The following is a 25095-nucleotide window of genomic DNA, read 5'->3' as shown; positions in this document are numbered from 1 at the left end:
TGCTACTCCAAATCACTTGAGATGCTGAAGTGTTCGCTCCGTTTGCTCCTTCACTACTTGAAGTATCGAACAGTTTTTCTATCAGCTTAGTTCATTACAATTTCAGCAACGCCCATTTAAAATTGCTAAGTTTATTATTTAAGTTAGTATTAACCCAGATTGCTAGAAACTGCAATGACTGAAACAAAGATTGAACCGCTTCCTGATTTTCTTATTTCTGATGGGAACCTAAAAGATTATTTTGATAGCCAGCTTAGGGACTTAACATCAAAAGAAAAAGGTGACTACTTTGCAAAATTTACACGAGGTATCATTCCTTTATCAGATATTGGCTCCCATTTTGGAGAGCCAACTTTACGTTAACATAGTCATGATGAAGGGATTGATTTAGAGTGTCAAAACGATGAGGAAACAGAGATCCTCTATGGTCAAGCAAAATTAAAAATACGAACGGTTGCAGAAATTGATACAATCATCTCAAAGTTTAATAATTTTCTAAAAAGTCATACTCCTACGCAATCCACAGTACAACTCTCTCTGTTACCTACAAGTGAGGGATTTAATTTAGAATTTCCCAAAATAAATTTTATAATTGTCACAAATAGCAGTATTAGGGCAAGATTATTGCCAGAATATGAAAAATCTAGTTTTGCTTCTAAAGATTTTTACAGCGATTTAAAGAAAAATAATCTTATACATATTTTGGATTGCAATGATATTCTTAAAATCTTGCAGTCTGCTTATTATAAATCACACATTTTGCCAGCTAATGTTGAGCTTCGCCTAGAAAGTAAGCCATTGCAGCAAGGAAACGTATACATTGGTATAGTTTCATCAACAGAATTGAAATCTTGCCATGACGAATTTGGCGATGCTCTATTTTTAGAAAACATCCGCGATTTCATCGGCATTGATAGTATTGGAAAACAAAAAAGTGGGAAAAGAAAGAATGGACATAATAGGGAAAAAGAAAAAGTAAATAACGCAATTCTTGATACAGTTGAAAAAGAACCAGAAAAAATGCTGGCAAGAAATAATGGTATTACTTTTCGTGCGGAAAAAGTAAAAATGCTCAACGAGCATACCTTACTGTTATCAAAAGCAAGTATTGTAAATGGTTGTCAGACAACAATGTGTGCAATAAGAAGTCCGAAAAATGAAGCCTGCGTGTTGGTTAAAATTGTTGAGACGGATGATTCATGGGACATAGCACACGCCGCAAATTTTCAGAATTCGATCCAGCGCATAGAACTCGACTTAGCTCGCTTTATTCGCCCCCAAACTGTTAAAAGTTCTGGGTTTAAACATGGAGTACAGATTCCCCGTCCAAACTCTCCATTCGATGTGCTGAGTGAAATCTATCAACCTCGTGTTGCTTATGATGAAATATATTCCGTGTTTATAGGTTTATTTAGTTCTTCTCCAAACAACGCAATTGGCAAAAACTACACAGAGATGAATTACGATTTATTAGAAGAATTTCAAGAAAAAGATGACAACGGAGAAGAAACGTTTAAAAAATTGTTTAAGCTTCATGAAGCAGCAGAACTAGGTGTAGAGGAAGTTAAGAAAATATATACAGACGGGGTTTATGCACCTCTATTTAAAAGATTTTGGCAAACAGAGAATGCTAATTATCGCTCATTTATAACAATACTAGCCGCTTGCGGTTCTATAAGAAATAATATTTATGTTCAACAAAATGGAAAAAAAGATTTTCAAGCGATAAATAACTTTTTAGATCAAGTTGTATCTATAATAGAAAACCATAAGAATAAGTTTGTTCGTTACTATCAACTTGCTTTTGAAGTAGTAGCATCTAAACTTATAGATTTGAAAGATGAAGACGCTAAGATTCGTCAAGATATGTATGAAGTAATGAGAAAGGCAAATTTTAAACCACTATATATGATTCTATGCCTGAAAGCAGATGGAGATCCAATTATACGTAATTAAAAAGCCAATTTAATTACAAAAATTAAAAATGTATATGAAGCAATGGGACTTAATATTAAAATAAAAGAAATATAACTCTAAAAATTGGCTTTAAGTAAAGATGCAATCACTTCACCAACAAAACTAAACCCTGTGGCTATAGAGTTATACGAGGCTTTCCAGTTTTAAGGAGCGATCGCATTCCACTACACAAGGGCGATCGCTTCTATAAAATAAAACCCCGTAGGTTGATACTTACGGGGTTTTAGTTGTGAAATGCACTCTAACTACTTTTTACCGACGGGGAATTTATCTTGTTCTGGGTTGGGAGTAGTGGGAAGCGATCGCTTCTCCTGTGACTTCGTCCGACGCACCTCCCCATTTTTGTGCCCCCGTTTTCTGCCAAATCCGCGCTTCGGCAGTTGCACAAGCCAGCGCTGCAAGTTGTCCACATAGGTGAATAGCACCGGCACTACCACCAGCGTTAGCAGCGTGGAAGTTGTGAAGCCGCCCATCAGCGCGATTCCCATTGGAGCGCGGACTTCAGCCCCCGCACCGATTCCCAAGGCAAGGGGAATCGTTCCCGCAATCGTAGCCAGAGAAGTCATCAAAATCGGTCGCAGACGATCCATCCCAGCGGCGATTAGCGCCTGATATTGCGACTTGCCTTCTTCCTGGTTAATCAAGGTATAGTCCACCAGTAGGATGGAGTTTTTCGTCACAATCCCCATCAGCAGCACAATCCCAATTAGCGCATATAACCCCAACGCTTCTTGGGCAATCATTAAACCCAACAGTGCTCCGCCTAAAGAAAGAGGCAACGCCACCATGATTGTCAGGGGATGGAGGAAATTGTTGTATAGCAGCACCAGGATGGCATAGATACACATAATTGCCAGTCCGATTGCCGAACCAAAGCGACCGAAAATCTCCTGCATAATCTCGGCATCCCCAGCCGATTCCTGCACGACTCCGGGAGGCAGATTTTTGAGGGCAGGTAGCTGTTGCACCGCTTGCACCGCATCTCCTAAAGCAAGACCCTGCAAGTTGGCTTGTACCGACACCTGACGAGCGCGATTAAACCGATCGATTTGCGCCGGACCGCTGCCAAAGCGGATATCTGCCACCGACAGTAAGGGAACCAGATTCCCGTTTTGGCTTGGCACCTGAAGATTTTTGAGCGTGTCAATATCCTGCCGCGCATCGGGATTTATCTGCACTCGAATCGGAATTTGCCGATCGGGGAGGTTAAACTTAGCCAGATTCGCTTCATTGTCGCCAATGGTGGCAAGGGATGCAGTACGCGCGATCGCTTGCACCGTCACTCCCAAATCCGCCGCTCGTGCCGCATCAGGAATAATCAGAATTTCTGGTTTCACCAAACTGGCAGTAGAGGTTGCTTCCACTAAACCGGGCACGCTTCTCATCTGCTTTTCCAGAGCATCCGCTGCCAAGTTCAAAGCTTCCGGATTTTCACTTTTGAGGACAATTGATAAATCCTTGCCCGCTCCTCCGGCTCCCTGGCTTTGGAAACTAATCCGCGCCCCCGGCACTTGAGGGAACTCTTGGCGCATTTGATTCTCAAATTTCTTCTGAGGGATATCCTCTCGTTGTTCCTTCGGTTTCAAATTGACAAAAAGATTGGCAGTATTGACTTCTGTCGTTGCCAAGACACTCTCAACGGCGGGGCTTTGCTGAATTAACCGAGTTGTCTGCTGTACAACTTTTTTAGTATCTTCCAGCGTCGAACCGGGAGGGAGTTGCACGGAAACTTCCGAGAACCCAATGTCCCCGTTATCAAATAATCCCTTAGGAATAAACGGGACTAGCGCCAAACTGCCCAGGAAAAATGCCAGAGCGATCGCCATCGTGGTCAGACGATGCCTCAAAGCCCATTTCAGCACAAAGCGATAGGGTTGAAATCGATTTTTTTTCCGGCTGTTAGCGCCGTTCCCGTTTCCATTTCCGGATGCGTGATTGGCGGGTGAAGTCTTCTTCGGTTTGAGCAAATAAGCGCCCATCATCGGCGTAACCGTCCGCGCCACCAGAGTAGAGAAGATGGTCGAGACCGCAACCGTCACCCCAAACGGCTGGAAAAACTGCCCCGGAATTCCACCCATAAACGCAACTGGCAAAAACACTGCGATAATTGTCGCCGCGCTCGCCAGCACAGCCAAACCCACCTCCGCAGAAGAATCTAAAGCCGCTTGGAAGGGCGTTTTGCCCATATCCATGTGGCGATCCATATTCTCAATTTCAACAACTGCATCATCCACCAAGTTCCCCACCGCCAGCGCCAATGCCAGCAAAGTCATGTTGTTGAGGGTGTAACCCAGCAAATATTGCACGGCAAAGGTGGGCAGCATGGACAACGGCAGCGCCACGGCAGTAATCAACGTGGCACGCCAGTTCCGCAAAAAGATCATAATCGTCAGCACTGCCAGCCCGGAGGCTTGGATCAGGTCATCAATGGTGCCTTCGTAGGATTCGCGGATAAAGTCAGCGCGAGTAAAGATGAGTTTTAGCTGGACATCCGACCCCAGGTTTTTTTGCAGTTCTTCTACTTTCTGGCGTACCCCTTCTTCCACCGTCACCAGAGTGCTGCCAGTGCTACGCAAGACGGAAAAAGACACCACGGGTTGATTATTCAGCAGTGCCGCCTGCCGGGGGTCAGAAGAGCCATCGCGGATTTCTCCCAAAGCGGATAAGGGCACCGAACCCCCGCCCGGAAGGATAATCTCATAGTTTTGCAACGCCTGGACATTCGGCGCACTGCCTAAGGTACGAATGCTTTGTTCGCTCCCGCCTAACTCCGCTCGTCCGCCGGGTAAGTTGACGTTGAGGGCGCGGATTTGGTCGTTGACTTGAGTGGCTGTAATTCCCAGAGCTTGCAGACGATCGGGATCGAGATTGACGCGAATTTCGCGGTCAACACCGCCAACCCGCTTGATTTGAGCGACTCCCTCCACCGATAGCAGGGCGCGGCTAATCGTTTCGTCAACTAGATTACTTAATTCCTCTACCGATTTTTGCTTAGAAATCACGGCGTAGTTCATAATCGGCCCGCCGGAGAACTCCAACCGTTGCACGATCGGTTCGTTGATGTCTGCGGGTAAACTTTGGCGAATTTGGGCGACGGCATTGCGGACATCATTCGTCGCGCGATCGCTATCTGTCCCCAATACAAAATTAACGACGGTGGTAGAGACGCCGTCGTTAACTGTTGAATTTAATTGGTCTATATTTCCCAGACCCGCTACAGCATCTTCAATCGGTTTCGTCACCTGAGATTCCAGTTCCGCTGGTCCCGCCCCTGCCTGGGTGACGGTAATCGAAACCGTTGGTAGATCGATATTTGGGTTGATATCAATGCCCAAACCTGTAAAAGAAAACCAACCTACCACGGTCAAAATCAAAAATAAGACCAGGGTAGGGACGGGTTTGCGAATTGACCAGCCGGAAATGTTCATAAAAGGCGAATTGAAAGATTAAAAGATTGCTGATTGCTCGTGGCTAATCGCTGATTATCCTTCGCGATTAGCCATTGGCTATTGACTATCGACGACTCGAACTTTGTCGCCTTCTTTGAGATATCCGGCACCCGCGACGACGACGCGATCGCCTGGTTTTAACCCGCTCTTAATCTCCCTGGTGTCACCGCTCGCCACTTCTCCTAGTTCTACCTTCCGAGCTTGAACCGTGTCTTCACCCGATAGCAGGAATACAATGGCACTCCCATCTGGCTGAGGGAGTATCGCCTTGGCAGGCACCGTTACCCCAGTTGTCGTAGTAGTCGTAATTGCGGCACGGGCAAACATCCCCGGTCGTAAAGACAAGCTTTCCCCACTTGAAGGTTGCGGCAGGTCGATCGTGACGGTGGCTTCCCGCCTTTGTGCGTTCACGAGGGGCGCGATTTCTCTGACTCGCCCCTGCAAGCGAATGCGGCTATCGTTATCCGAGGTGATCGTGGCGGGTGCCCCAATTTTTACTTGCGGCAGTTGGATAGCAGGAAGTTGTGCCTCCAGTTCCAGTTGTCCGTTGCGGATGATCGAAAAGAGCGGTTTACTGCCAGAAGTGACATCCCCAATCCGGGCTATTTGCTGAATTTCATCATCTACTTTTGGTCTGGTAACAATGCCGCTAGCCGGAGCGCGAACCTGGGTTTGCCCTAGCTGAGTTTGCAGTTGTTGCAGATTTGCCGCACTGCTCCTGACCTCGGCTTCGGCACTATTGATATTCGCTTGGGCAAGGCGAACCTCTTCTCTAGCGGTTGCGGCAGTGGTGGCGCGAGCATCTAGCTCTTGACGACTAATCGCGCCTGCCTGAGCCAGTTGCTGATAACGCTGGAGGTTCCGTTGGGCTTCTGCCAGGGTGGCGCGGCTTTGGGCTAAGGCAGCTTGTCTTTGCCGGACAGCGGCTTGGCTTGATTCTAGCTGTGCCTTCCCTCGATCGAGTTGCGCTTGTAGTACGGAATTATCCAGAACTGCCATTACCTGTCCGGCTTCCACGGTTTGTCCCTCGTCCACCAAAACTCTCTGGATTTGTAAGCCGGTTGTCTGGGACAAAACGGGGATGAGTTCGCGGGCTTCTACTGTACCGCTGGTTGTCAGAGTGCGGGCAACTTCGGCGGATTGGGCGACAGTTGCGGTGACACTTTGGCTGGGTGGTGCTGCCTGTTGCGTGGCATCTGGCTTCTTCGCAGTCTTAGGCTGTGAAAGCAGTTTCATTCCGCCTGCGGTGAGGGCGATGCCTATCCCTACGCCAATCGCCACACCCTTCCAACCAGACAGACCTCTCTTTTTGCGGCTCCGCTTCCAGCCGTCGTCGGAGGATTCTTCGTCACCGTCCCAGTCATCTAATTCATCAACTTCTATCTTTTTTGGGGCTTCGTCCATCACCGCGCTCCCTCCACGCTTTCACCTTACTGGCGGCAACCTTTTGCAAAGAAATGTTGCAAGGGCTACTTTTACTATGATGCAAAATTTCCGGAAAAAGATGCGATCGCAATGTGACCCTAGGAACCCAGACTTGCGGTAGAGTTCTCAATAAAAGACCCTTGGCTTAGCAACAAGAACGACCTGATGAAAGCAGTTTTGATGACAGCATCTGGCGCACCGGAAGTCTTGCAACTTCAGGAAGTCCCAAACCCGACGATTGAACAAGACACAGAAATCCTCGTCCGTCTTTGGGCGGCGGGAATCAACCCGATTGACACTAAATTGCGGCAGCGGGGCACCTTCTACCCAGACCAAATGCCCGCTATTTTAGGCTGTGATGGGGCGGGAGTCGTGGAAGCAGTCGGTTCTGGCGTCCAGCGGTTTAAGGTTGGCGACGAAGTGTATTTCTGCGCGGGTGGACTGGGGGCAAAGCTGGGAAATTATGCTCAAATGGCGGTTGTCGATGAGCGATTTGTTGCCAAGAAACCCGTCTCTATAGGCTTTGCAGAAGCCGCCGCTGCCCCTCTAGTTCTGATTACCGCTTGGGAAGCCCTATTTGAACGGGGGCGGCTAGAACCCAAGGAACGGGTGCTGATTCACGCGGGTGCTGGCGGTGTCGGTCACGTCGCCATTCAACTGGCGAAGCTGAAAGGTGCGGAAGTTTGTACCACCGTTAGTTCTCAGGACAAGGCTGATTTTGTCCGCGAATTAGGTGCCGATGAGGTAATTTTTTATCAGCAAACTGACTTTGTCCAGGCGGTTCTAGATTGGACTGGAGGAGAGGGCGTAGACTTAGCCTTTGATACGGTGGGCGGGGAAACCTTCTATAAAACGTTCCCCGCCGTGCGGGTTTATAGCGATCTGGTGACGATTCTGGAGCCAGACCCCGCTTACTCTAATTGGAAGATTGCGCGATCGCGCAATCTCCGGATTAGCTTTGAATTGATGCTCACGCCTGCATTGCAAGGACTTCTGGAAGCTCAACAGCATCACGCAGAAATTTTAGAACAGTGTGCAACCTGGATTGATGAAGGTTCGCTGAAAATTCACCTCGCCAAAACCTTCCCCCTCGAAGCCGCCGCCGCCGCGCACCAACTGTTGGAAGCCGGATCGATTACAGGTAAAATCGCCTTGGTGATGGAGGGTGAATAAAACTAACCCTCATTGCGTGGCTTCATTAGCTGCAAAAGTGCTGTCAAAGCCTTGTCTTCCGAGGCATTGACCCGGCGATCGAGCAAGGCAATGCTGACCGCTTTGGGAAGTGCGATCGCTGCAATATCTGGATCGAGTCCTTCCAGCAATTGCTCAAGCGACTGGGGCACTTTCAATGCCGATCTGACACCCAGCAGCATGGGTTCTTCTAAACCGAGTGCCTGAAGCTGACGAGACCAAACCTCCCAGCTGATCCTGACTTCCGGTTCCGCCGCCTGAATCAAATAAGCCAGCAACCGCTGTAGTTTACTTTGTTGCTGGGGCGTTAGCTGAGGCTGGGAATCCTCCGCTAGCTTTGCATCGGTTTCTTGATTAAGGTTGCTGACAATTTGCTGCCAGTCTTGTTTGTCGCACCCTTCGGGTTGGTCTACCGTCAGAGAAATGCTAATTTTTTGGTCTGAACCAGCGTTGAGGTGCGTAACTTGGGCACGTACACCGAGAAAGCCCAGCCACTGGGCAATCGTCCCAATCAGTGTGGAACGAGTTGCCTGACAGCTAGCGAGTAACCGGATTTGAGTGCGAACCATTGGGCGCACGATTTGCGAAAGCATAGTTTACAAAATTGCCTCGATTATTATCTGGTTATTAACGCTTCATCTGCATTGGGTGCTGTTACCAATCAGACTTTTCTCACCTTACATTTTGCACCGGGAAACTTCTTCCCTACAGGTGTAGGTTTTTGACGATTTGGGAGCGTTAAATATTCAAAACTTACCCTTATAAGGAGGAGTTGGGGGAGAGGTTCGTGGATTTCTGGCGAAACAGATGAGTATGTTCAGGATCGTACAGACGCGAACGACGTTTCGCTGTCGCCAAAGACTCTGGCGTATTTTCCACCGTCCCCAAGGCGGGACTAATCACATAAAGCGTCGTCCGAATCAAATTTTCCTGCTGCGTCACAGTTGCCATTTGATCCAAAGGAACCAGGAAGATTTTCTCATCAGGCCAACCGACTCGAAAGCAAATCGCCACAGGTGTATCGGCGGGGTAGTGCTGCATCAGTTTCGCTTGCGCGTCTTCGACGTGACGCGCCGCTAGATAAAGGCATAAACTTGCCTGATGCGCTGCTAGGGAGGCTAATTCTTCTCGTTCCGGCACCGCTGAAGCGCGTCCGCTAATCCGGGTGAGGATAATCGTCTGCACCAGTCCTGGCACCGTTAGCTCAACTTTGAGCTTGGCGGCGGCTGCCTGGAAAGCACTGATGCCGGGGACAATTTCAAAAGGAATGTCAGCCTCTGCCAAGGCTTGCATTTGCTCAAAGACAGCACCGTAGAGGCTGGGGTCGCCAGAGTGGAGGCGGATCACAGATTTATGCGATCGCACTCGTTCAATCATCACTGGCAGAATTTCTTCGAGGGTTTTATTCCCGGTGCGAATAATTTCCGCATCCGCACGCACCCCCTGCAAAATTTGCACCGGCACCAGAGAATCGGCAAATAAGATTACATCCGCAACCGCGAGTAGTTTCTGCGCCTTAACCGTCAATAAATCTGGATCTCCCGGCCCTGCACCGACAATGTAAACGGCTGGTGCCAGGGGAGACAATGATTCGCCAATAAATTTAGTCGCCAATTCAGACAAACCTCTTCTAGAGTGTGTAACTTATCAGTCATCTGTTGATCGTTCTGCAATTTTGACAAAATTGCAGATTGCTTCTGATTCCCGTACAGCGGTACCTATCTGCGCCTACCGAGTCAAAAAAATTAAATTGATTACGGACACTTTCCGGATTCGTTCCACTTCCCCGGTAATTAAGGAATGGTAGATGCACCCTGGTTTTGCTCTAGAGTTTGACTCTAGAGCATTTTTTTTGGGATTTTTTTGGGAATAATTTCTCCTGAAACCTGGCTTTTTCTACCAATTCACTTGATTAACGCGACACTTCAACTCTCAAAGCCCGATCGGAAAGACGGTTGAGGCATCTGAGGTGTAATCTCACCCCCGTGAAATGGGATGATTCATCGTTGGGCATTCTCGCTGGAAGCATTCTCATGACTAGAGGCTGACACGACATCTGGCAGAGAACGACGCAACAAATAAACCCAAGCCAGACCCGCCAATCCCAACGCCATTCCCAGCAAACTGATCGCTTGTGCCATTCGCAACGGCCCCAGCATCAAGCTATCGGTGCGTAACCCCTCAATCCAAACGCGACCGGCGCTATAAGCCACCATGTAAACCAAAAACAGCGTACCTGCCTTGAGACGTGGTCTCTTCAAATCCCGAAAAAACAAGGTCATCAGCAACCCAAACACCATTAAATTCCAAAGAGATTCATAGAGAAAGGTGGGATGGAAGTAGGCAAAATTTTGGTAATCGGGCGGACGGTTCTCGACCGGAATCAACAGTTTCCAAGGCAAATCGGTAGGTGCCCCGAAGGCTTCAGAATTGAAGAAATTGCCCCAACGCCCGATGGCTTGACCCAAAATGACAGAGGGCGCGACTAAATCGGCAAGTTGCCAAAAAGAGATTTTTTGGATTCGGGCAAAAATCAAAGCTGCCAAAGTGCCACCGATGATCGCCCCATGAATGGCAATGCCTCCTTTCCAGATGGCAATGATGTCACCCGGTCTTTGGGCGTATTGTTCCCACTCAAACAAAACATAGTAGAGTCGGGCACTGGGAATCGCCGCTACAACTAGCCAGAGTGCGAAATCGCCCGGTATATCTGGGTTGATGTGACGGCGGGACGCCAGATATCGAGAAAGGGTGACGCCAATTAATACGGCTGAGGCAATTAATAGACCGTACCAGCGAATGGTAAACGGTCCCAGCTCAATGAGGATTGGGCCTGGAGAGGTAAATTCAAATGCCAAAGGCAGAGAGGAAATATCAAGAAGCATCGGCTTTGATTGAGTTCCAGCGTAGCCCGGACAAGACTCGCTGCTAGCACTTCATAGTTTATCGAATGCTTGATTCAAGTCTTGCATAGCAGCAGCTAGATCGCGATCGCTCACACGCCTCTAGCCAATTCTCAGTCCCCTGGTCTCAGTTCCCTGGAAATCTGGACACGCTGACACCCCTTTCAAAGGGCAATCAACATTCAATCAATCAAATTACTGCTGACCCTTGCAAAAATTGTCAAATTGTGCAAGCAAACAAGTTTCACGATCGCAAGCAGCAAGATTAAGACAAATAGCGGTAGCGAGTACCGATCCGATAGATAGATATTGATATTGCAACTGTACTTATATACGACCGTGATGGCAGCATTCGCGGAACCATCACGCTGAGATCGAACAGAGATGACTGAAGACCGAATTACTCAAAATCCTATCGTTAAAAATCGTAATCTGCGCCTAAATCAGCGTTCATCTATGCACCTGCCGCGCAGCCTGAGTGCCTTAGAAACTTGGGGTTTTGGGTTCACAGGTCATCTAGCCTGGATTGGCACAGCCCCGCTAATTCATGCAGCATTAGGCTCATCTGCCATCTTTGTGTGGTTGCCCGCAGCGATTGTGGGGATGCTGCTGAACCTGCAAGTGAAACGCTTAGGGGAACACTGGCCTGAAATATCGGGAGGAACTCCAAATTACACGACTAAGTTACTCAAAAACTATCCCGGTCTAGCTCGTTATGCGGCGATCGCGTACTTCATCGGCTGGGCAGGATATCTGCCAATCAACCCAATTATCCTGACGAATCTCATCAAGACTAATCTAGAACCTTTAGGGATTGATTGTCCGGAAACGGCTCTGAAAATAGGATTCACGCTGATTGCTTATATTGTCGCGTTCAGCGGCACGCGAGCTTTAGCAATCTTGCACACGTTTTTCATTCTTCCAGCAGTCGGATTCTTATTGGTGTTTTGTCTTCAAGGTCTAGGATGGTTAGCCTTCTCGCCCGCGAGTCCCGGATTTTTTCCTAGCACCTGGTCAACCTTAAACTTTGTGGATTGGGCAAAGTGGTCTTTTTTCGCAATCTACATTGCCTACGCCTGCGAGACAGCCTCCGCATTTGTCGCCGACAGCCGACGCCCTGGAGAAACGCTGCGATTTCTCAGCTTGGCAGCTTGGCTAATGCCGCCGGTCATTCTGGGCGGTTCTTGGGTACTCATGCGCTTGGCAACTGTACCAGACTTGGGCGAAGACACGTTCTTGAACTTTTTCACAGCAGCAAAGCCCTTCTGGGGCGAGTCAGCTTCCTTAATCGTGACCCTCCTGATCGTCTCTAGCTGCCTTCTCGCTTGCGCGACTGCGGTTTCTAATTCTCCCCGCATTTTGTACCAACTTGCCCTAGACGGACACCTTTCACCCGTCTTCGCGGTCGTCTCCCGGCAAGGCGTTCTGCAACCTGCCCTAATATTTTCCCTTGGCATCAGCTTGATCTATTTGCTTTGGGGAGATATTTCTCGAATTGTGGTAGTAACGGGTACTGGCTATCTTGTCGCCATTATGTCAATCCAGCTGGGCTTGTGGTTGCAGCGAGGCAAACCCGAAGTGCGCTGGCCTTGGTGGTCGCTGGGCTTCTTCGCCCTCGAGGCGGTTGTTCTGGTAGTGGGGGGTTTAAGTTGGAGCTGGCAAGATGTGCTAGTTGGGCTGCTGTCTCCGATCGCTGTTTTGGCTTGTGATGCAGCGATTCGTCGGATCGCATTTGAGCCTTTCCACCCAGCCTGGTGGATTGAGCGTTACCGGGTGAAAAGCTTTCAGGTCAAAGATTTTGTTGCCTTTCAGGTGATCGTCCTGATTCTATTGGTTTGTAGTGCGACGGCGATCGCCTGGGTGCTTCGGAACGGGATTGGGCAGATTTCTGGGAATGCCAGTAACAATCTTTTAGTCATTTTGCTGATGACGCTCGCTTTTGTAGCGATCGCAGTTGCCTGCTGGACTAGCTTGCCTCAAGTGGCTGCGATCGCTGAAGCACGAGAACACGCGGAAAATCTTTTTATCACTGCCCTAGACACGGTTCCGGATACCATTCTCGTTTTGGATGAGGGCGGCGCGATTCGTCAAGCCAACCCAGCCGCTGTTGCCCTTTTCGAGATGGACGCTCATCAGCTGATTGGGCGTCGCCTCAACGATTTCCTCTCTGGGTTAGCTGGGTCGCCTGAGATTTGGCAAAGTCGCAGCGAACAGACATTCCGGCAGGATGAAACGAGCTTACGCACGATCGAGGTGACGCTTTCCCACCGCTCAAATCGCCAACTTCAAGAATATATTGTCATCCTACGCGACATCACGGAGCGCAAGCTCTCAGAAGAAACATTACAGCAATCGGAAGAGACTGCTAGAAAGCAAGCGATCGCTCTAGAACAAACCCTGCGAGACCTGCGGCAAACCCAAGCTCAATTAATTCAAACTGAGAAAATGTCTAGCCTCGGTCAACTCGTTGCGGGTGTTGCCCATGAGATTAATAACCCTGTCAACTTCATCTACGGAAACCTGACCCATGTGGGTAACTACACTCAGGATCTTCTCGGTTTAGTTAACTTTTACCAGCAGGGTTATTCCTACACTGATCCAAACATTCAAGGCTTGGTTGAAGAGATCGATCTTGATTTTCTAATTGAGGATTTGCCGAAAACTTTGTCTTCGATGAAAGTAGGGGCAAACCGCATTCGGGAGATTGTTCTGACTTTGCGTAACTTTTCTCGGTTAGATGAAGCCGAGATGAAACCTGTCAACATTCATGAGGGAATCGATAGTACCCTCGTGATTTTGCACAATCGCCTCAAGCATAAACCAGAGTTTCCGCCGATTCAGGTTATCAAGCAATATGGCAACTTGCCGCTGGTGGAATGTTATGCCGGACAAATGAATCAGGTATTTATGAATATCTTGAATAATTCGATTGATGCTTTGCAGGAGCAAGATAAAGCGCGAAGCTCAGAAGAAATTAAAAAGAAACCCAGCACTTTAACAATTTCTACCCAACTTTTAGACAAGAATTGGGTGAGAATCGGGATTAAAGATAATGGGCCGGGGATGAGTGCAAGTGTCCTAGGGCAACTGTTTGACCCGTTCTTTACAACAAAACCAGTCGGTCAAGGCACTGGACTGGGTTTATCGATTAGCTATCAAATTGTTGTAGAAAAGCATGGCGGAAAGATGAAGTGTCTATCTCGACCTGGGGAAGGTGCAGAGTTTCAAATTGAGATTCCGATCGGGCAAACTTATAAAGTGAACCCCAGCGTCGATCGAGAGGTTCTAGGATAGAGATCCTAGCTAAAACTTTTGATTATTTATGTCTGCTACGTCCCGCTCTCAGGTTCAGTCTTCTACAGACAGTCAGCATCAAAATCAGTTTGATGAAACTGCTCCCGTTGCTAAACAGGGGGTAACGAATAAAAACCCAGCCAGAACGATTCCTCCTCTTTTAGGGGCAAATTTAGCTGAATTAACCCAATGGGTGCTTGCTCAAGGACAACCGGCTTATCGGGGACAGCAACTGCATCAGTGGATTTATGAAAAAGGAGCGCGATCGCTTTCCGAAATTACTGTATTTTCTAAGCAGTGGCGCGACCAAGTAGCAGATGTCCCGATTGGACGCTCTACGATACATCATCGTTCTGTTGCTCCAGATGAGACGGTGAAGTATCTGCTGCGGTTGGCAGATGGTCAAATTATCGAAACAGTCGGTATTCCCACAGAAAAGCGCCTCACGGTGTGCGTATCTTCCCAGGTGGGTTGTCCGATGGCTTGCGACTTCTGCGCTACGGGGAAGGGAGGTTTTACCCGCAATCTCGCACGTCATGAAATCGTCGATCAGGTGTTAACGGTTCAGGAAGACTTCAAGCGACGAGTCAGCCATATTGTATTTATGGGGATGGGCGAACCTTTACTGAATACGGTAAATGTTCTGGGAGCGCTAGAGATCCTGAATAAAGATGTGGGAATTGGACAGCGTTCGATTACGCTCTCCACTGTGGGAGTACGCGATCGCATCCTCGATTTAGCGCAACATCACTTGCAAATCACCCTTGCAGTTAGCCTCCACGCACCCAATCAGGCACTTCGGGAAAAACTTATCCCTACGGCTCAGCGATATCCCCTGGAAGATTTGTTAGCAGAATGTCGGGAATATGTTCAATTAACAGGTCGCAGATTGACATTTGAATACGTCCTGCTTGCGGGTGTGAACGATCTTCCCCAACACGCGAATGAACTTGCATCCCGCCTGCGGGGATTCCAAACTCACGTCAATTTAATTCCCTACAATCCTATCCACGATGCTGACTATCAGCGTCCGGATTCTACTCGGATTCAAGCTTTTGTGGCAGCTCTGAAAAAACAGCATATTGCTGTTAGCGTTCGCTACTCTCGTGGTTTGGAAGCCAATGCTGCTTGCGGACAACTTCGAGCTTCTAAATAATTCAGTAAAAGCAATTCTTTGAGGATTGCTTCTACAGACGGCTTGCATCAAGACCGGGTGCGTATGCTTCGATTACTCTCCCGGTTCGAGAACAAGTCACCATCAAGTAGTCACAAGTGCGGCATTGTGTCCGCGTTAGCTGGCTGCTAGAAATGTAATGTCGTTCACCCGGACTGCCACAGTTAGGACACCGAATTGCTTGGACGAGCTGCATTGTTAAAGTTTTCATGTCATTAAGTTTTTTAAAACAAGAGAATTGCTAGATTTGACACCGATACTATCCGGTGAAAGTGTAGCTAAAGTAACAAATTAGCCAAATGCAATGGGGGAAAAATCAATTTACCTTTCTAGACTATTATGGCAACCTTTTTGATAATTATCCATAATCAATTGGATGATTATAATGAATCATTCTTTGGGAATATGCGTCTATCTAGCTTTGATCCCCATTGTGAACTTATGCAAATGCGGGAGGTTTGCACAGGCATTTAACATTGTTTAGATATTTCTGATATGGTAATTGTGTAAAGTTTGGTGGCTTTCTGACAAAGATTTATAGAAGTTATCAACACCTGTCAGAATTAAATTTACAACTAAAATAAAATTCTCTAAGAAAATTTTATTTGCTTATAATATTTAATATTTTTTTTAGCATCAGTCTTTAGATATATTTCATTTTTCACAAGAGAGGCTTGAGCGAGAAGCTGGGATCTGCGATCGCTCTGATGAAACGTAAAGGATGCCAAAAAAAGCGATTCACCCTCAAGAGCAAATCGCTGACCGTTAAGGATTGAGATTAAATCCGGTTAATCGCGCCTCCCATTAGAAGCACCTCCTCACTCCGGCTCCCCTCTCCGTGAAGGTCGAGGGTCTGGGGGTGAGGTTCTATCAAGCCAATTTAAAAAGTCAGTTGACGCGCCGTACTATCGTCAACAAAACGCTGTTCGCCAACACCCACTAGCTGCACGATAGTTTCGCGGCTGGGTGGCGTCCAATTGCCCTCTCGCGCTGGAATTTCAACCACCGTTTGTTGCCCTTGGGAATCAACGCGGTAAGTTGTAGTGGCAAAAGTACCCGTTTGATATTCAAACGTATGCCCATCATCTTCATAGAGCCTAAACTCGCCCTCTCCAGGCCAGATGCGGAGAGTGAGTTCGTCAATGAGACGCTCATCCGTGTATTGCATCACCGGCTGCATGGGGATAATCGCTCCCGCACGCACATATAGCGGCATTCGCTCTAACGGTGCATGCGCTAAGATATGCGTCGCGCCTTGGTAACGTTCTCCTGTCCACCAGTCGTACCAAGTGCCTTCGGGAAGATACACGGCCCGGTATTCTACCCCTGGTCGATAGATGGGTGCTGCCATTAGGGAAGAACCGAGCAATACTTGGTCGTAGAGTTTATAGGTTTTCGGGTCGTTAGGAAAATGATAGAGTAAGGGACGCAAAATTGGTGCGCCAGTAGTTGCGGCTTCCCAGAAAAGCGTGTAAACGTAGGGCAATAGCTGGTAGCGGAGATTAATATATTCGCGGCAGATAGCTTCAACGCGATCGCCAAAAACCCAAGGTTCGTGTCTTGCCGTACTCATTGCCGAGTGACCGCGCATCAATGGGTAAAGCATTCCCACTTGCATCCATCGGGCAAATAATTCCGCCGTGGCGTTGCCAGCAAAACCGCCAATATCCGAACCGACAAACGCCACACCCGATAGTCCCATATTGCAGAGCATCGGCAGGGACATCTCCAAATACTCCCACAGCGATTGATTATCGCCCATCCACACCGACGACCAACGCTGAATTCCGGCAAAACCGGAACGTGTCAGCACAAACGATCGCTCTGTAGGACGCAGCCGCTTCAGTCCTTCGCAAGCCGATTGAGCCATTGATTGCCCGTACAGATTGTGCGTTTCGGCATGGGTAGTGCGTTCTTCCGGCGAACCCTGGGGCGCATCTAAGGGAAAGGATATTTTATTCCCCGGATCGCCAAACGGGCGATCGTCTATCGCCGGTTCGTTCATATCGTTCCAGATACCCGCAACGCCGACTTCAGTTAGGCTTTTGTGCAAGTCGCCCCACCACTGGCGCACTTCCGGACGCAGAAAATCGGGAAATACTGCTTTGTCGGGCCAAACGTAGCCGTGGAATAGCTCACCCTCTGCCTTACGGATAAAATAGTCATTTTCTATCCCTTGGTCGAAGACGTGGTAATCGGCTTCCGGCTCGTACTTGACGCCTGGATCGATAATTGTCACCGTCTTGAAGCCATCCTGCCCCAAGTCACTGACCAATTGGGCAGGGTCGGGGAACCGTTTGGGACTCCAGGTAAACACCCGGTAGCCCTTCATGTAGTCAATATCAAGATGAATCACATCGCAAGGGATGCGACGGTTGCGGAATTCCTGGGCAAGTTCTCGCACCACGTCCTCAGATTCGTAACTCCACCGGCATTGGTGATAACCAAGCGACCATTTCGGCGGAAGTTGCATTCGACCTGTTAGTTGGGTGTAGGTGCTAAGAATTTGCGCCGGTTCCGGGCCGTAAATGATGTAATAATCCAGTTCATCGCCCCGCGTTTCCATCCGATAGACGCCCGGTTGTTCCGCACCAATGTCGAACTGGCTCCAAAAAGTGGTGTTGAAGAAGATACCGTAGGCGAGTTCTGGACGTAGCGCTATGAAAAATGGAATCGCCTGGTACATTTCATCGGTAAATGAACTGTAATCCAGGGCGTCAACTGTCCAGTTTGTTTGGACTTCGCTGAGTTTATCGAGTAGCTTGGTGCGTTCGCCAAAACCGTAGAAATGTTCATCAGCTTCGATGCGCTTCCAGGCAGCGATCGCGCCCATCCGTCCAGCCATCCCCATTCCAGTGTCTTGCGCGAAAGGTCGCCCGGTTTTATCAAAACACTCGATCCGACACCCTTGGCGGTGGATGTACACGCGCATCTGCTCGGTTTCGATTTCTAGCGCTGCGTCAGTCTCCCGAACTTGGAAGGGGACGACTGACCATTCTGCATCATCCAAGGTCACTGCCCACGAACGACGCGGCATCAATTCCCCATTCGGTGCCCAGCGCACTCGGACTAAGTTCGGTGCCAGGATGCTAATTGCAAGGCGCGAATTCTCACAATCGCCGTAGATTCCTCGATCGTGGCGTTCTATGGTTTTTAGCGTTCCAATTGTTGACCAAGATGTCCCTGTCGTAGGCAGTTTTCCAAAATATTGCGGCATCACCCCTCCCGGTAAACTGTGAATTTGAGTAGAAGCGATTGATAAATTGCCCCTACAGCTAGCGATCGCTAATGAGCAAAATGCTTTTACTCACCTCGATCCAGCTTGTAACAGTTGATCGGCTGCGGCTTCTTCCAGGGGGAAGGTTTTGCTGCGGTGAAGCTGGGGTGGAAGAAGTCCGTTTAACATAGATCAGGACTTACGCTCTCGTTATGGAAAAACGAACCGCCAAGGACGCCAAGGACGCGAAGGAATAAGAGTTTTAGAGAGTTATTGCGTAAGTCCTCATAGGTGTCAGCATCAATTTAAAGCGTATGGGATATGATTGCGCGATCGCGTTAGCGAAGCGAGGCGTTAGCCTAGCGCTGAAGGCTGCTGCCGAGAACATCGGCGGTTATCCCCGCCCAACTGATGCACAATCTAGACTTGAAGAAGTTTTTTGGAGAAAACTGCTGATGAAATTCACGCGCCGCGAATTTATCATGGTCTCTACGCTGGCGGCAGGGTTTGCCGTAGCAGTTCGCCCCATTTCTGCCCAAGTCATCACGACCGATAAGAAAGGCTTGGTGGCGGGTGAAGTGAAGATACCCGTAGAAGATGGGCAAATCCCCGCTTATCGGGCGATGCCTGCCAGAGGTAAGAATTTCCCCGTCGTGCTAGTTGTGCAGGAAATCTTTGGCGTCCACGAACATTTGCAAGATATCTGCCGCCGCTTTGCGAAACTAGGTTATTTAGCGATCGCGCCGGAACTCTATGCGCGTCAAGGCGATGTTTCCCGGATGAGCGATATTCAAGAAATTATCACCAAAGTTGTCTCTAAAGTCCCCGATGCTCAAGTGATGTCAGATTTGGATGCAACGGTTGCTTGGGCAGCCAAGTCCAGTAAGGGCAACACTGATAAACTGGGAATTACAGGCTTTTGTTGGGGTGGGCGAATCGTTTGGCTGTATGCGGCACACAATCCCACGCTGAATGCTGGCGTTGCCTGGTACGGACGCTTAGTAGGCGAGTCTTTGCCCCTCATTCCCAAATATCCTCTCGACCTAGTTGATGAGCTGAAAGCGCCCGTACTGGGACTCTACGGCGGCAGCGATACCGGCATTCCGAACGAAACTGTCGAGAAGATGCAGGAGGCTCTGAAAGCAGCAGACAATGCTTCGGAAATTATCCTTTATCCCGACACGCCCCACGGCTTTTTTGCCGACTACCGCCCCAGCTACCGCAAAGAGGAAGCAGAAGACGGCTGGAAACGCCTACAAGCTTGGTTTAAGAAGTACGGGGTTGCTTAGGAAGCGATCGCCCATTCTGCGATTCGATTGCTTTTAAGTCTACTTAAGCCCTAGCGATTGGAAATCGCGGCTATACAAACGAAGTCCGCCTTGCGCGGACTTAAGATAAATTATGGGTTTTAAACCTGCGTTAGCGAAGCGTGCCGAAGGCTAGGCAGGTTTTGTCTGTATAGCTGCGGTTTCAACCGCCAAAGCTTAATTTGACACTGATGTGCAATGTTATGCCCCTATGGAACTATCTCCAGATTGATGTTTCTTCCCAAGACATTGATAAACTAAGCGATGTATCAGTAGCTGTCAGGTAAAACTTTGCTAGACGAACAAGCCAAAAAAACTATTCTGCGTAAGATTCCTCACGGACTCTATATCTGCGGTGTCAAAGATGGCGAAGAAGTTAACGGCTTCACATCCAGCTGGGTGATGCAAGGCTCGTTTAAGCCACCGCTGGTTGTGAATTGCGTTAAGCAGGATTCTAAATCCCACGCCATGATCAAAACCAGTGGCGTCTTTGCACTTAGTTTCCTGGATGAGGGACAGCAAGACTTAGCGGAAAAATTCTTCAAGCCGCAGCGCCGCGTCGGTAATAAATTTGAAGATGTGGAATTTTATCTAGGACAAGAAACCGGCTGTCCCATCATCTCCGATTCCCTTGGTTATGTGGAGTGTAAGGTTGTTGGTGCTGTAGAACACGGCGATCATACGGTTTATGTTGGGGAAGCGATCGCTGCTGGCGTCCACCGCGAGGGTAAACCGCTTTTACTCGAAAATACCCCTTGGCAATATGGTGGGTAATTGGTAATTGGTAATCGGTAATTGGTAATTGGTTAGTAGCAAAGGACTAATAACGAATGACTAATAACGATTACCCATTACCTAATCCCTTTTGAAAGGATTTAGAGTAAAAGATTATGCCGCTAATCAAAGTTCAAACTTCTGTTGATTCTCCCGATCGGGGTGCTGTTGAGGGTCTGCTGAAAAGTCTTTCTGCTAAATTAGCCAAGCATACAGGCAAACCGGAATCTTATGTGATGACGGCTTTTGAGCCGAGTGTGGCGATGACATTTGGGGGAACTCTCGATCCCGTCTGCTACGTCGAAATTAAAAGTGTCGGTAGCATGAGTCCGTCGCAAACTAAGGCGATGAGCCAAGATTTTTGCCAGCAAATTAATGAGAAACTTGGTGTATCCACAAACCGGATTTACATTGAGTTTGCTGATGCGAAAGGTTCAATGTGGGGCTGGGATGGGTCAACATTTGGTTGATTAAATCCTTACTTGATAATGCCCACACCTAGAAGGCTGGGGCTACACAAATAAAGTCCGCCTGCGTGGGCTAAGAAGGTGGAAATATTGGGGTTTGTAATTAGGTGCAGTACATTATTACCTCTCCCCAACCTTTCTTCTACAAGGAAAGGGGCTTTTCTGCTTGCCTTTTAGGGAAGGGGGTAGGAGGTTAGGTTCTGTATTTGATTCAAATGACAAGCATTATATTGGGGCGATCTCATCCGTCTCTCCCCCAGCTTGCGTCCAATGTGCAGGTCTTTCCACATTGTCCGGCAAGATAGTTGCACTATCTCCCAATGCCTTTTCAATCTGCTCTTGTTTAAGGTTTTGAGCTAATCTAAGGTATGCCCCTTGCAGGTTAGCTTTATAAAAGTTTGCCTGTTGCAGGTTAGCGGCAAAGAAGAATGCCCCTTGCAGGTTAGCTTCACTAAGGGTTGCCCCTTGCAGATTAGCTTTAGAAAAGTCTGCCTCTTGTAGGTTAGCTTCACCGAGATATGCCTTTTGTAGGTTAGCAAAACAGAGCAATGCCCCTTGCAGGTTAGCTTCACTAAGGGTTGCTCCTTGCAGGTTAGCTTCACAAAAGTCTGCCCCTGGCAGGTTAGCTCCAATAAGGTTTGCTCTCTCAAAGTTGGTATTTTGTAAATTAAGTCTTTGATTGTTAGGATCTCTTTTTACGTCGCGCCGTCCGATAACTGTAAGTGCTGCTTGAATATCCGTAGGAATTTTTGGTGATTGCCCCTGCTGTATCTCTTCTTCCCTTAAAAGAGCCTTCTCTCGCACAAAAGCAGTTAGCACTTCCATAATTGCCCAGTGGTCTTTTTTGGAATCTTTGGCAATTCGTTCTAGAGCGTAAATTCCACCTAAACGGATAGAGATATTGTCATTACCAAGAAGTTCAACAGCCTTAGTAAAGCGTTCTGTGATTTGCTTGTCTTGTGCGGCCTCTGCATTTTTTAGGGCAGCCTTAGCATTATCCAAAGCTGCTTCAGCACTTTTATTGGCAGCGATCGCGCTATCATCCATCGCTTTTGCTCGCTTCGCTGCATAGAAAACGTTAAAGAGGATTGCGGTTCCTCCAAAGGTTGTTGCAACAATTTTTAAACCTTCAATAACAGAGTTGACGCCCTGCCTTTTAAGCTCAATAAACTCCTTTGGAGTCAGGATTTTAGAAGAATTCTTGAAGTGTTCAATGGGTACAACATCAATTTGCCATAACCACAGGAAAACTATCACTCCTATAGCAATAAATGTAAGTGACAGAATGATAAGCCCTTTTTTTAATCCCTCTGTTTCATCACACATAAAGTTATCCTGGCAGAGAGTTTATCAGCGAATTAATTGCTCGAATTGCGACTAAAAGCACTAAACCTCCAATCGCTAATAGACTCAAAGGACGCAAGATTCCCTCCAACTGCCTCAAACGTTTCTCTAAGTCGCTTTGGTAATATTGCTCCAATTTTCGCAGCGCCGCATCTAAATTGCCGGTTTCTTCACCAGTGCGAATATATTGGATTGCAAGTGGCGGTAACTTGGTTTGCAGACTCTCGGTGAGGCTTCTACCAAGACGAATTTGCCGAGCAGCTTTTGCTACATGGGTTGCCATCTGAGGATCGGGGATGCGATCGCGCAACAATTCCAGCGCGGCGAGAATTGGCACCCCGCAACTTAAAGGCAACGACAACTCAGTAAAGTAAAGGAGCGATCGCGCTTGCATGACTTTATCTAAACCGGGAAGTTGCGCCGCCAACCGCTGTAAACCGCGTCCGGGAAAGCGAGAATTCAGGATAGCTACCCCAACCAAAAGCACTGCTAATCCAAAACTGCACAGCCAGAAACCAGGATGGGTAAGCTTTTGAGGATTTCGCTTGAAAAGTGCGGCGGCGAGTACCAAGAGACTCCAAATCAGCGCGATCGCGGCGATTCCCACGGAACGATAGAGGCGTTCCCGTTTGACTTTCGCTTCCGCCACCGTTGCCAATCTCTCAAAAGTCTCTGCTAGCGATCCGCTGTATTCTGCTAACCGAATTAGACTAATCGTCCAACCATCAAAATATCGAGCATCTATGGTCAAAGCAGACGCCAAATCTTGCCCAGAATCCACCGCTACACTGACTGTTTGCAGATAGCGCCCGAAGGGAGAATTGCGATCGCGCTCAACCAAATTTAAGCTTTGCTGTACTGAAATGCCAGAATTCAGCAAAGTGGCGAACTGCTGAAAAAATTGAGCCTTTTCCTGGTTTTTCAACTTAATGTGTAGATTCACTAATCGGATTTTAGCTTTTGCTGATTTTCTAGCGACCCTCTTGAAAGTTAAGGAGTGGCGCTGGTTGCACTAATCTAGAGACTCTCTGCGATTACAGCAGAGGTCGATTGCTGGCTCGTGTATGCCGCGAGAAGAGGGTGCTGAGGCGATGAATCGGATCTGGTTGCGATCGCTCTCGTTTAGTGGTCGGTGCTTCTCGCTAAAACCGGAGACTTTTAACAATTCGTAGTTTTAGGGGTACTGTATGAGTACAATTTCCTTAAGCTAGCTCACACACCTCTTCCGTGATTGCAATCTATCCTGGCAGCTTCGATCCAATTACTCTGGGGCACCTCGACATCATTAAGCGCGGTTGTCGGCTTTTTGATGGGGTGATTGTTGCGGTGTTGCGGAACCCCAACAAAACGCCCCTGTTTACAGTACAGGAGCGCATCGAACAGATTCGTCTATCGACGCGATCGCTGCCGAATGTAGAAGTTGACAGTTTTGACGGTTTGACGGTCAACTATGCCAGAATCCGAGAAGCGGGCGTGCTGCTGCGCGGTTTGCGGGTGCTTTCTGACTTTGAACACGAGCTACAGATGGCTCATACAAATAAAACTCTGGACGACCGGATTGAGACGGTTTTTCTAGCAACCTCTAACGAGTACAGTTTCTTAAGTAGTAGCTTAGTGAAAGAGATTGCCAGATTCGGCGGCTCTGTCGATCATCTTGTTCCCCAGCACGTCGCCTTAGATATCTACCGATGTTACGCCAAGACTCTTCCCGCCTCGAACCCGATAGTAATGGACGCTTCCCCGAAGGTGAATTACCCGACAGTGGATCGGGAAGTGTAGATATTCAGCGGGAACTCGACCGCATCGAAGAAATGATTCTTGATAGTACGCGCATTCCCTTGACTAGCCTGCGCTTAGTCGATGAGAATCCGTTACTCGATCAGCTGGATTTGGTGCGGATCAATCTGCCACCGGCTTTTCAGGAAGCTGAAGAAATTGTTCGCCAGAAGGAAGAAATTCTCCTGCAAGCGGAGGATTATGCACAGCAGATTATTGAGACAGCAGAACGCCGAGCCGATCAGATATTGGATGAAATGGGCTTGATTCGGCAAGCAGAACGGGAAGCGCTAGCGATCCGGCAGGCGGTGCAGCAGGAGTGCGACGCCATCCAAGAACAAACGATCGCAGAACTAGAACGGATGCGCCTACAAGCACAACAAGAGCTAGAGCAGATGCGATCGCTTGCTATCCAAGAATGCGAGGACATTCAAAACGGAGCGGATGATTACGCCGACCAAGTTCTCACGAATATCGAGCAGCAGCTTAACGATATGCTCAAGGTCATCCGCAACGGTCGGCAACAGTTACAAAATGACGCTCCTCCACCACCGTCGCCCCGTACTCCCACGGTTAGAGAAGTAGAGGGGGACAGAGGCAGAGGCGCAGATAAGAAGAAGTAAGTGTTGGGTGGGCGGTGCCCATCCACGATACTTTTGTGCTTTAGCTCTCAAACCTTCATATTAGACCTCTTGCAAAAGTCGTCGCTGGGGTAATATGAGGTCTGAAATTATGCGCTCGCTCACCTGTCTTCTACGCTCACCCCTGGTAATTCATAAGTAAAGCTAATGAAATAC

Annotated in this window: 19 protein-coding genes; 10 read left to right on the top strand and 9 right to left on the bottom strand. The window is 48.2% G+C overall.

Going from position 1 to position 25095, the window contains the following annotated elements:
• Positions 1-174 precede the first annotated feature (174 nt).
• Both NC996_RS25850 and NC996_RS25845 read left to right on the top strand, forming a co-directional pair.
• Positions 175-363: a hypothetical protein gene (locus tag NC996_RS25850; protein WP_190688164.1), complete on the top strand. Its 189-nt coding sequence runs from the start codon at positions 175-177 to the stop codon at positions 361-363.
• Positions 364-624: 261 nt separating this feature from the next.
• Positions 625-1956 carry an AIPR family protein gene (locus NC996_RS25845; protein WP_190688161.1) on the top strand — a complete coding sequence of 444 codons (1332 nt, stop codon included), beginning with the start codon at positions 625-627 and terminating at the stop codon, positions 1954-1956.
• A 266-nt stretch (positions 1957-2222) separates the two neighbouring features.
• On the opposite strand, the gene NC996_RS25840 is transcribed toward NC996_RS25845, so the two are convergent.
• Positions 2223-5405, bottom strand: a complete 3183-nt coding sequence (locus tag NC996_RS25840) for an efflux RND transporter permease subunit (RefSeq protein ID WP_190688159.1) — start codon at positions 5403-5405, stop codon at positions 2223-2225.
• 78 nt (positions 5406-5483) lie between these two features.
• Positions 5484-6830: an efflux RND transporter periplasmic adaptor subunit gene (locus NC996_RS25835; RefSeq protein ID WP_190688156.1), complete on the bottom strand. Its 1347-nt coding sequence runs from the start codon at positions 6828-6830 to the stop codon at positions 5484-5486.
• A 186-nt stretch (positions 6831-7016) separates the two neighbouring features.
• On the opposite strand from NC996_RS25835, the gene NC996_RS25830 reads away from it, so the two are divergent.
• Positions 7017-8024 (top strand): zinc-dependent alcohol dehydrogenase family protein, encoded by a 1008-nt coding sequence (locus tag NC996_RS25830; protein WP_190688154.1) that lies wholly within the window; start codon positions 7017-7019, stop codon positions 8022-8024.
• A gap of 2 nt (positions 8025-8026) precedes the next feature.
• Here the strand turns inward: NC996_RS25830 and NC996_RS25825 are convergent, their stop codons facing one another.
• The 3 genes from NC996_RS25825 to lgt form a co-directional block, all read right to left on the bottom strand.
• Positions 8027-8635, bottom strand: coding sequence for a hypothetical protein (locus NC996_RS25825; protein WP_190688151.1), 609 nt, complete (start codon positions 8633-8635; stop codon positions 8027-8029).
• A 166-nt stretch (positions 8636-8801) separates the two neighbouring features.
• On the bottom strand, positions 8802-9656 hold the full coding sequence (gene cobM / locus NC996_RS25820; RefSeq protein ID WP_242030366.1) for a precorrin-4 C(11)-methyltransferase: 855 nt from the start codon (positions 9654-9656) through the stop codon (positions 8802-8804).
• A 386-nt stretch (positions 9657-10042) separates the two neighbouring features.
• Positions 10043-10927: a prolipoprotein diacylglyceryl transferase gene (gene lgt / locus NC996_RS25815; protein WP_190666815.1), complete on the bottom strand. Its 885-nt coding sequence runs from the start codon at positions 10925-10927 to the stop codon at positions 10043-10045.
• 402 nt (positions 10928-11329) lie between these two features.
• On the opposite strand from lgt, the gene NC996_RS25810 reads away from it, so the two are divergent.
• Both NC996_RS25810 and rlmN read left to right on the top strand, forming a co-directional pair.
• A complete protein-coding gene (locus tag NC996_RS25810; RefSeq protein WP_190688150.1) occupies positions 11330-14239 on the top strand; it encodes an ATP-binding protein in 2910 nt (969 codons plus the stop codon).
• A gap of 28 nt (positions 14240-14267) precedes the next feature.
• Complete coding sequence (gene rlmN / locus NC996_RS25805; RefSeq protein WP_190688146.1) at positions 14268-15395, top strand: 23S rRNA (adenine(2503)-C(2))-methyltransferase RlmN; 1128 nt, start codon at positions 14268-14270, stop codon at positions 15393-15395.
• Positions 15396-15426: 31 nt separating this feature from the next.
• Here rlmN and NC996_RS25800 read toward each other — a convergent pair whose 3' ends face one another.
• Positions 15427-15609, bottom strand: coding sequence for a replication restart DNA helicase PriA (locus NC996_RS25800; protein ID WP_190414604.1), 183 nt, complete (start codon positions 15607-15609; stop codon positions 15427-15429).
• Between the two features lie 684 nt (positions 15610-16293).
• Complete coding sequence (locus NC996_RS25795) at positions 16294-18630, bottom strand: glycoside hydrolase family 31 protein (RefSeq protein ID WP_190688143.1); 2337 nt, start codon at positions 18628-18630, stop codon at positions 16294-16296.
• A gap of 452 nt (positions 18631-19082) precedes the next feature.
• On the opposite strand from NC996_RS25795, the gene NC996_RS25790 reads away from it, so the two are divergent.
• The 3 genes from NC996_RS25790 (at position 19083) to NC996_RS25780 (ending at position 21181) form a co-directional block, all read left to right on the top strand.
• Positions 19083-19919 carry a dienelactone hydrolase family protein gene (locus NC996_RS25790; RefSeq protein ID WP_190688170.1) on the top strand — a complete coding sequence of 279 codons (837 nt, stop codon included), beginning with the start codon at positions 19083-19085 and terminating at the stop codon, positions 19917-19919.
• Positions 19920-20228: 309 nt separating this feature from the next.
• On the top strand, positions 20229-20711 hold the full coding sequence (locus NC996_RS25785) for a flavin reductase family protein (RefSeq protein ID WP_190688140.1): 483 nt from the start codon (positions 20229-20231) through the stop codon (positions 20709-20711).
• A gap of 116 nt (positions 20712-20827) precedes the next feature.
• A complete protein-coding gene (locus NC996_RS25780; RefSeq protein WP_190435216.1) occupies positions 20828-21181 on the top strand; it encodes a phenylpyruvate tautomerase MIF-related protein in 354 nt (117 codons plus the stop codon).
• A gap of 222 nt (positions 21182-21403) precedes the next feature.
• On the opposite strand, the gene NC996_RS25775 is transcribed toward NC996_RS25780, so the two are convergent.
• Positions 21404-22504 carry a pentapeptide repeat-containing protein gene (locus NC996_RS25775; protein WP_199303252.1) on the bottom strand — a complete coding sequence of 367 codons (1101 nt, stop codon included), beginning with the start codon at positions 22502-22504 and terminating at the stop codon, positions 21404-21406.
• A 4-nt stretch (positions 22505-22508) separates the two neighbouring features.
• Entirely contained in the window at positions 22509-23465 is a 957-nt protein-coding gene (locus NC996_RS25770) for a type II secretion system F family protein (RefSeq protein ID WP_190688136.1), read from the bottom strand.
• 284 nt (positions 23466-23749) lie between these two features.
• Between NC996_RS25770 and coaD the strand changes: the two genes are divergently transcribed.
• Positions 23750-24301: a pantetheine-phosphate adenylyltransferase gene (gene coaD / locus NC996_RS25765; protein WP_190414577.1), complete on the top strand. Its 552-nt coding sequence runs from the start codon at positions 23750-23752 to the stop codon at positions 24299-24301.
• Positions 24211-24921 (top strand): DivIVA domain-containing protein, encoded by a 711-nt coding sequence (locus NC996_RS25760; protein ID WP_242037657.1) that lies wholly within the window; start codon positions 24211-24213, stop codon positions 24919-24921. Before coaD ends, NC996_RS25760 begins: the two co-directional genes overlap by 91 nt.
• Positions 24922-25095 lie beyond the last annotated feature (174 nt).

This window comes from Trichocoleus sp. ST-U2 (assembly GCF_039961875.1).
Taxonomy (GTDB): Bacteria; Cyanobacteriota; Cyanobacteriia; order Cyanobacteriales; family FACHB-T130; genus FACHB-T130.
The sequence above is the reverse complement of the archived record's forward strand: the minus strand, read 5'-3'. Positions and strand labels throughout refer to the sequence as shown.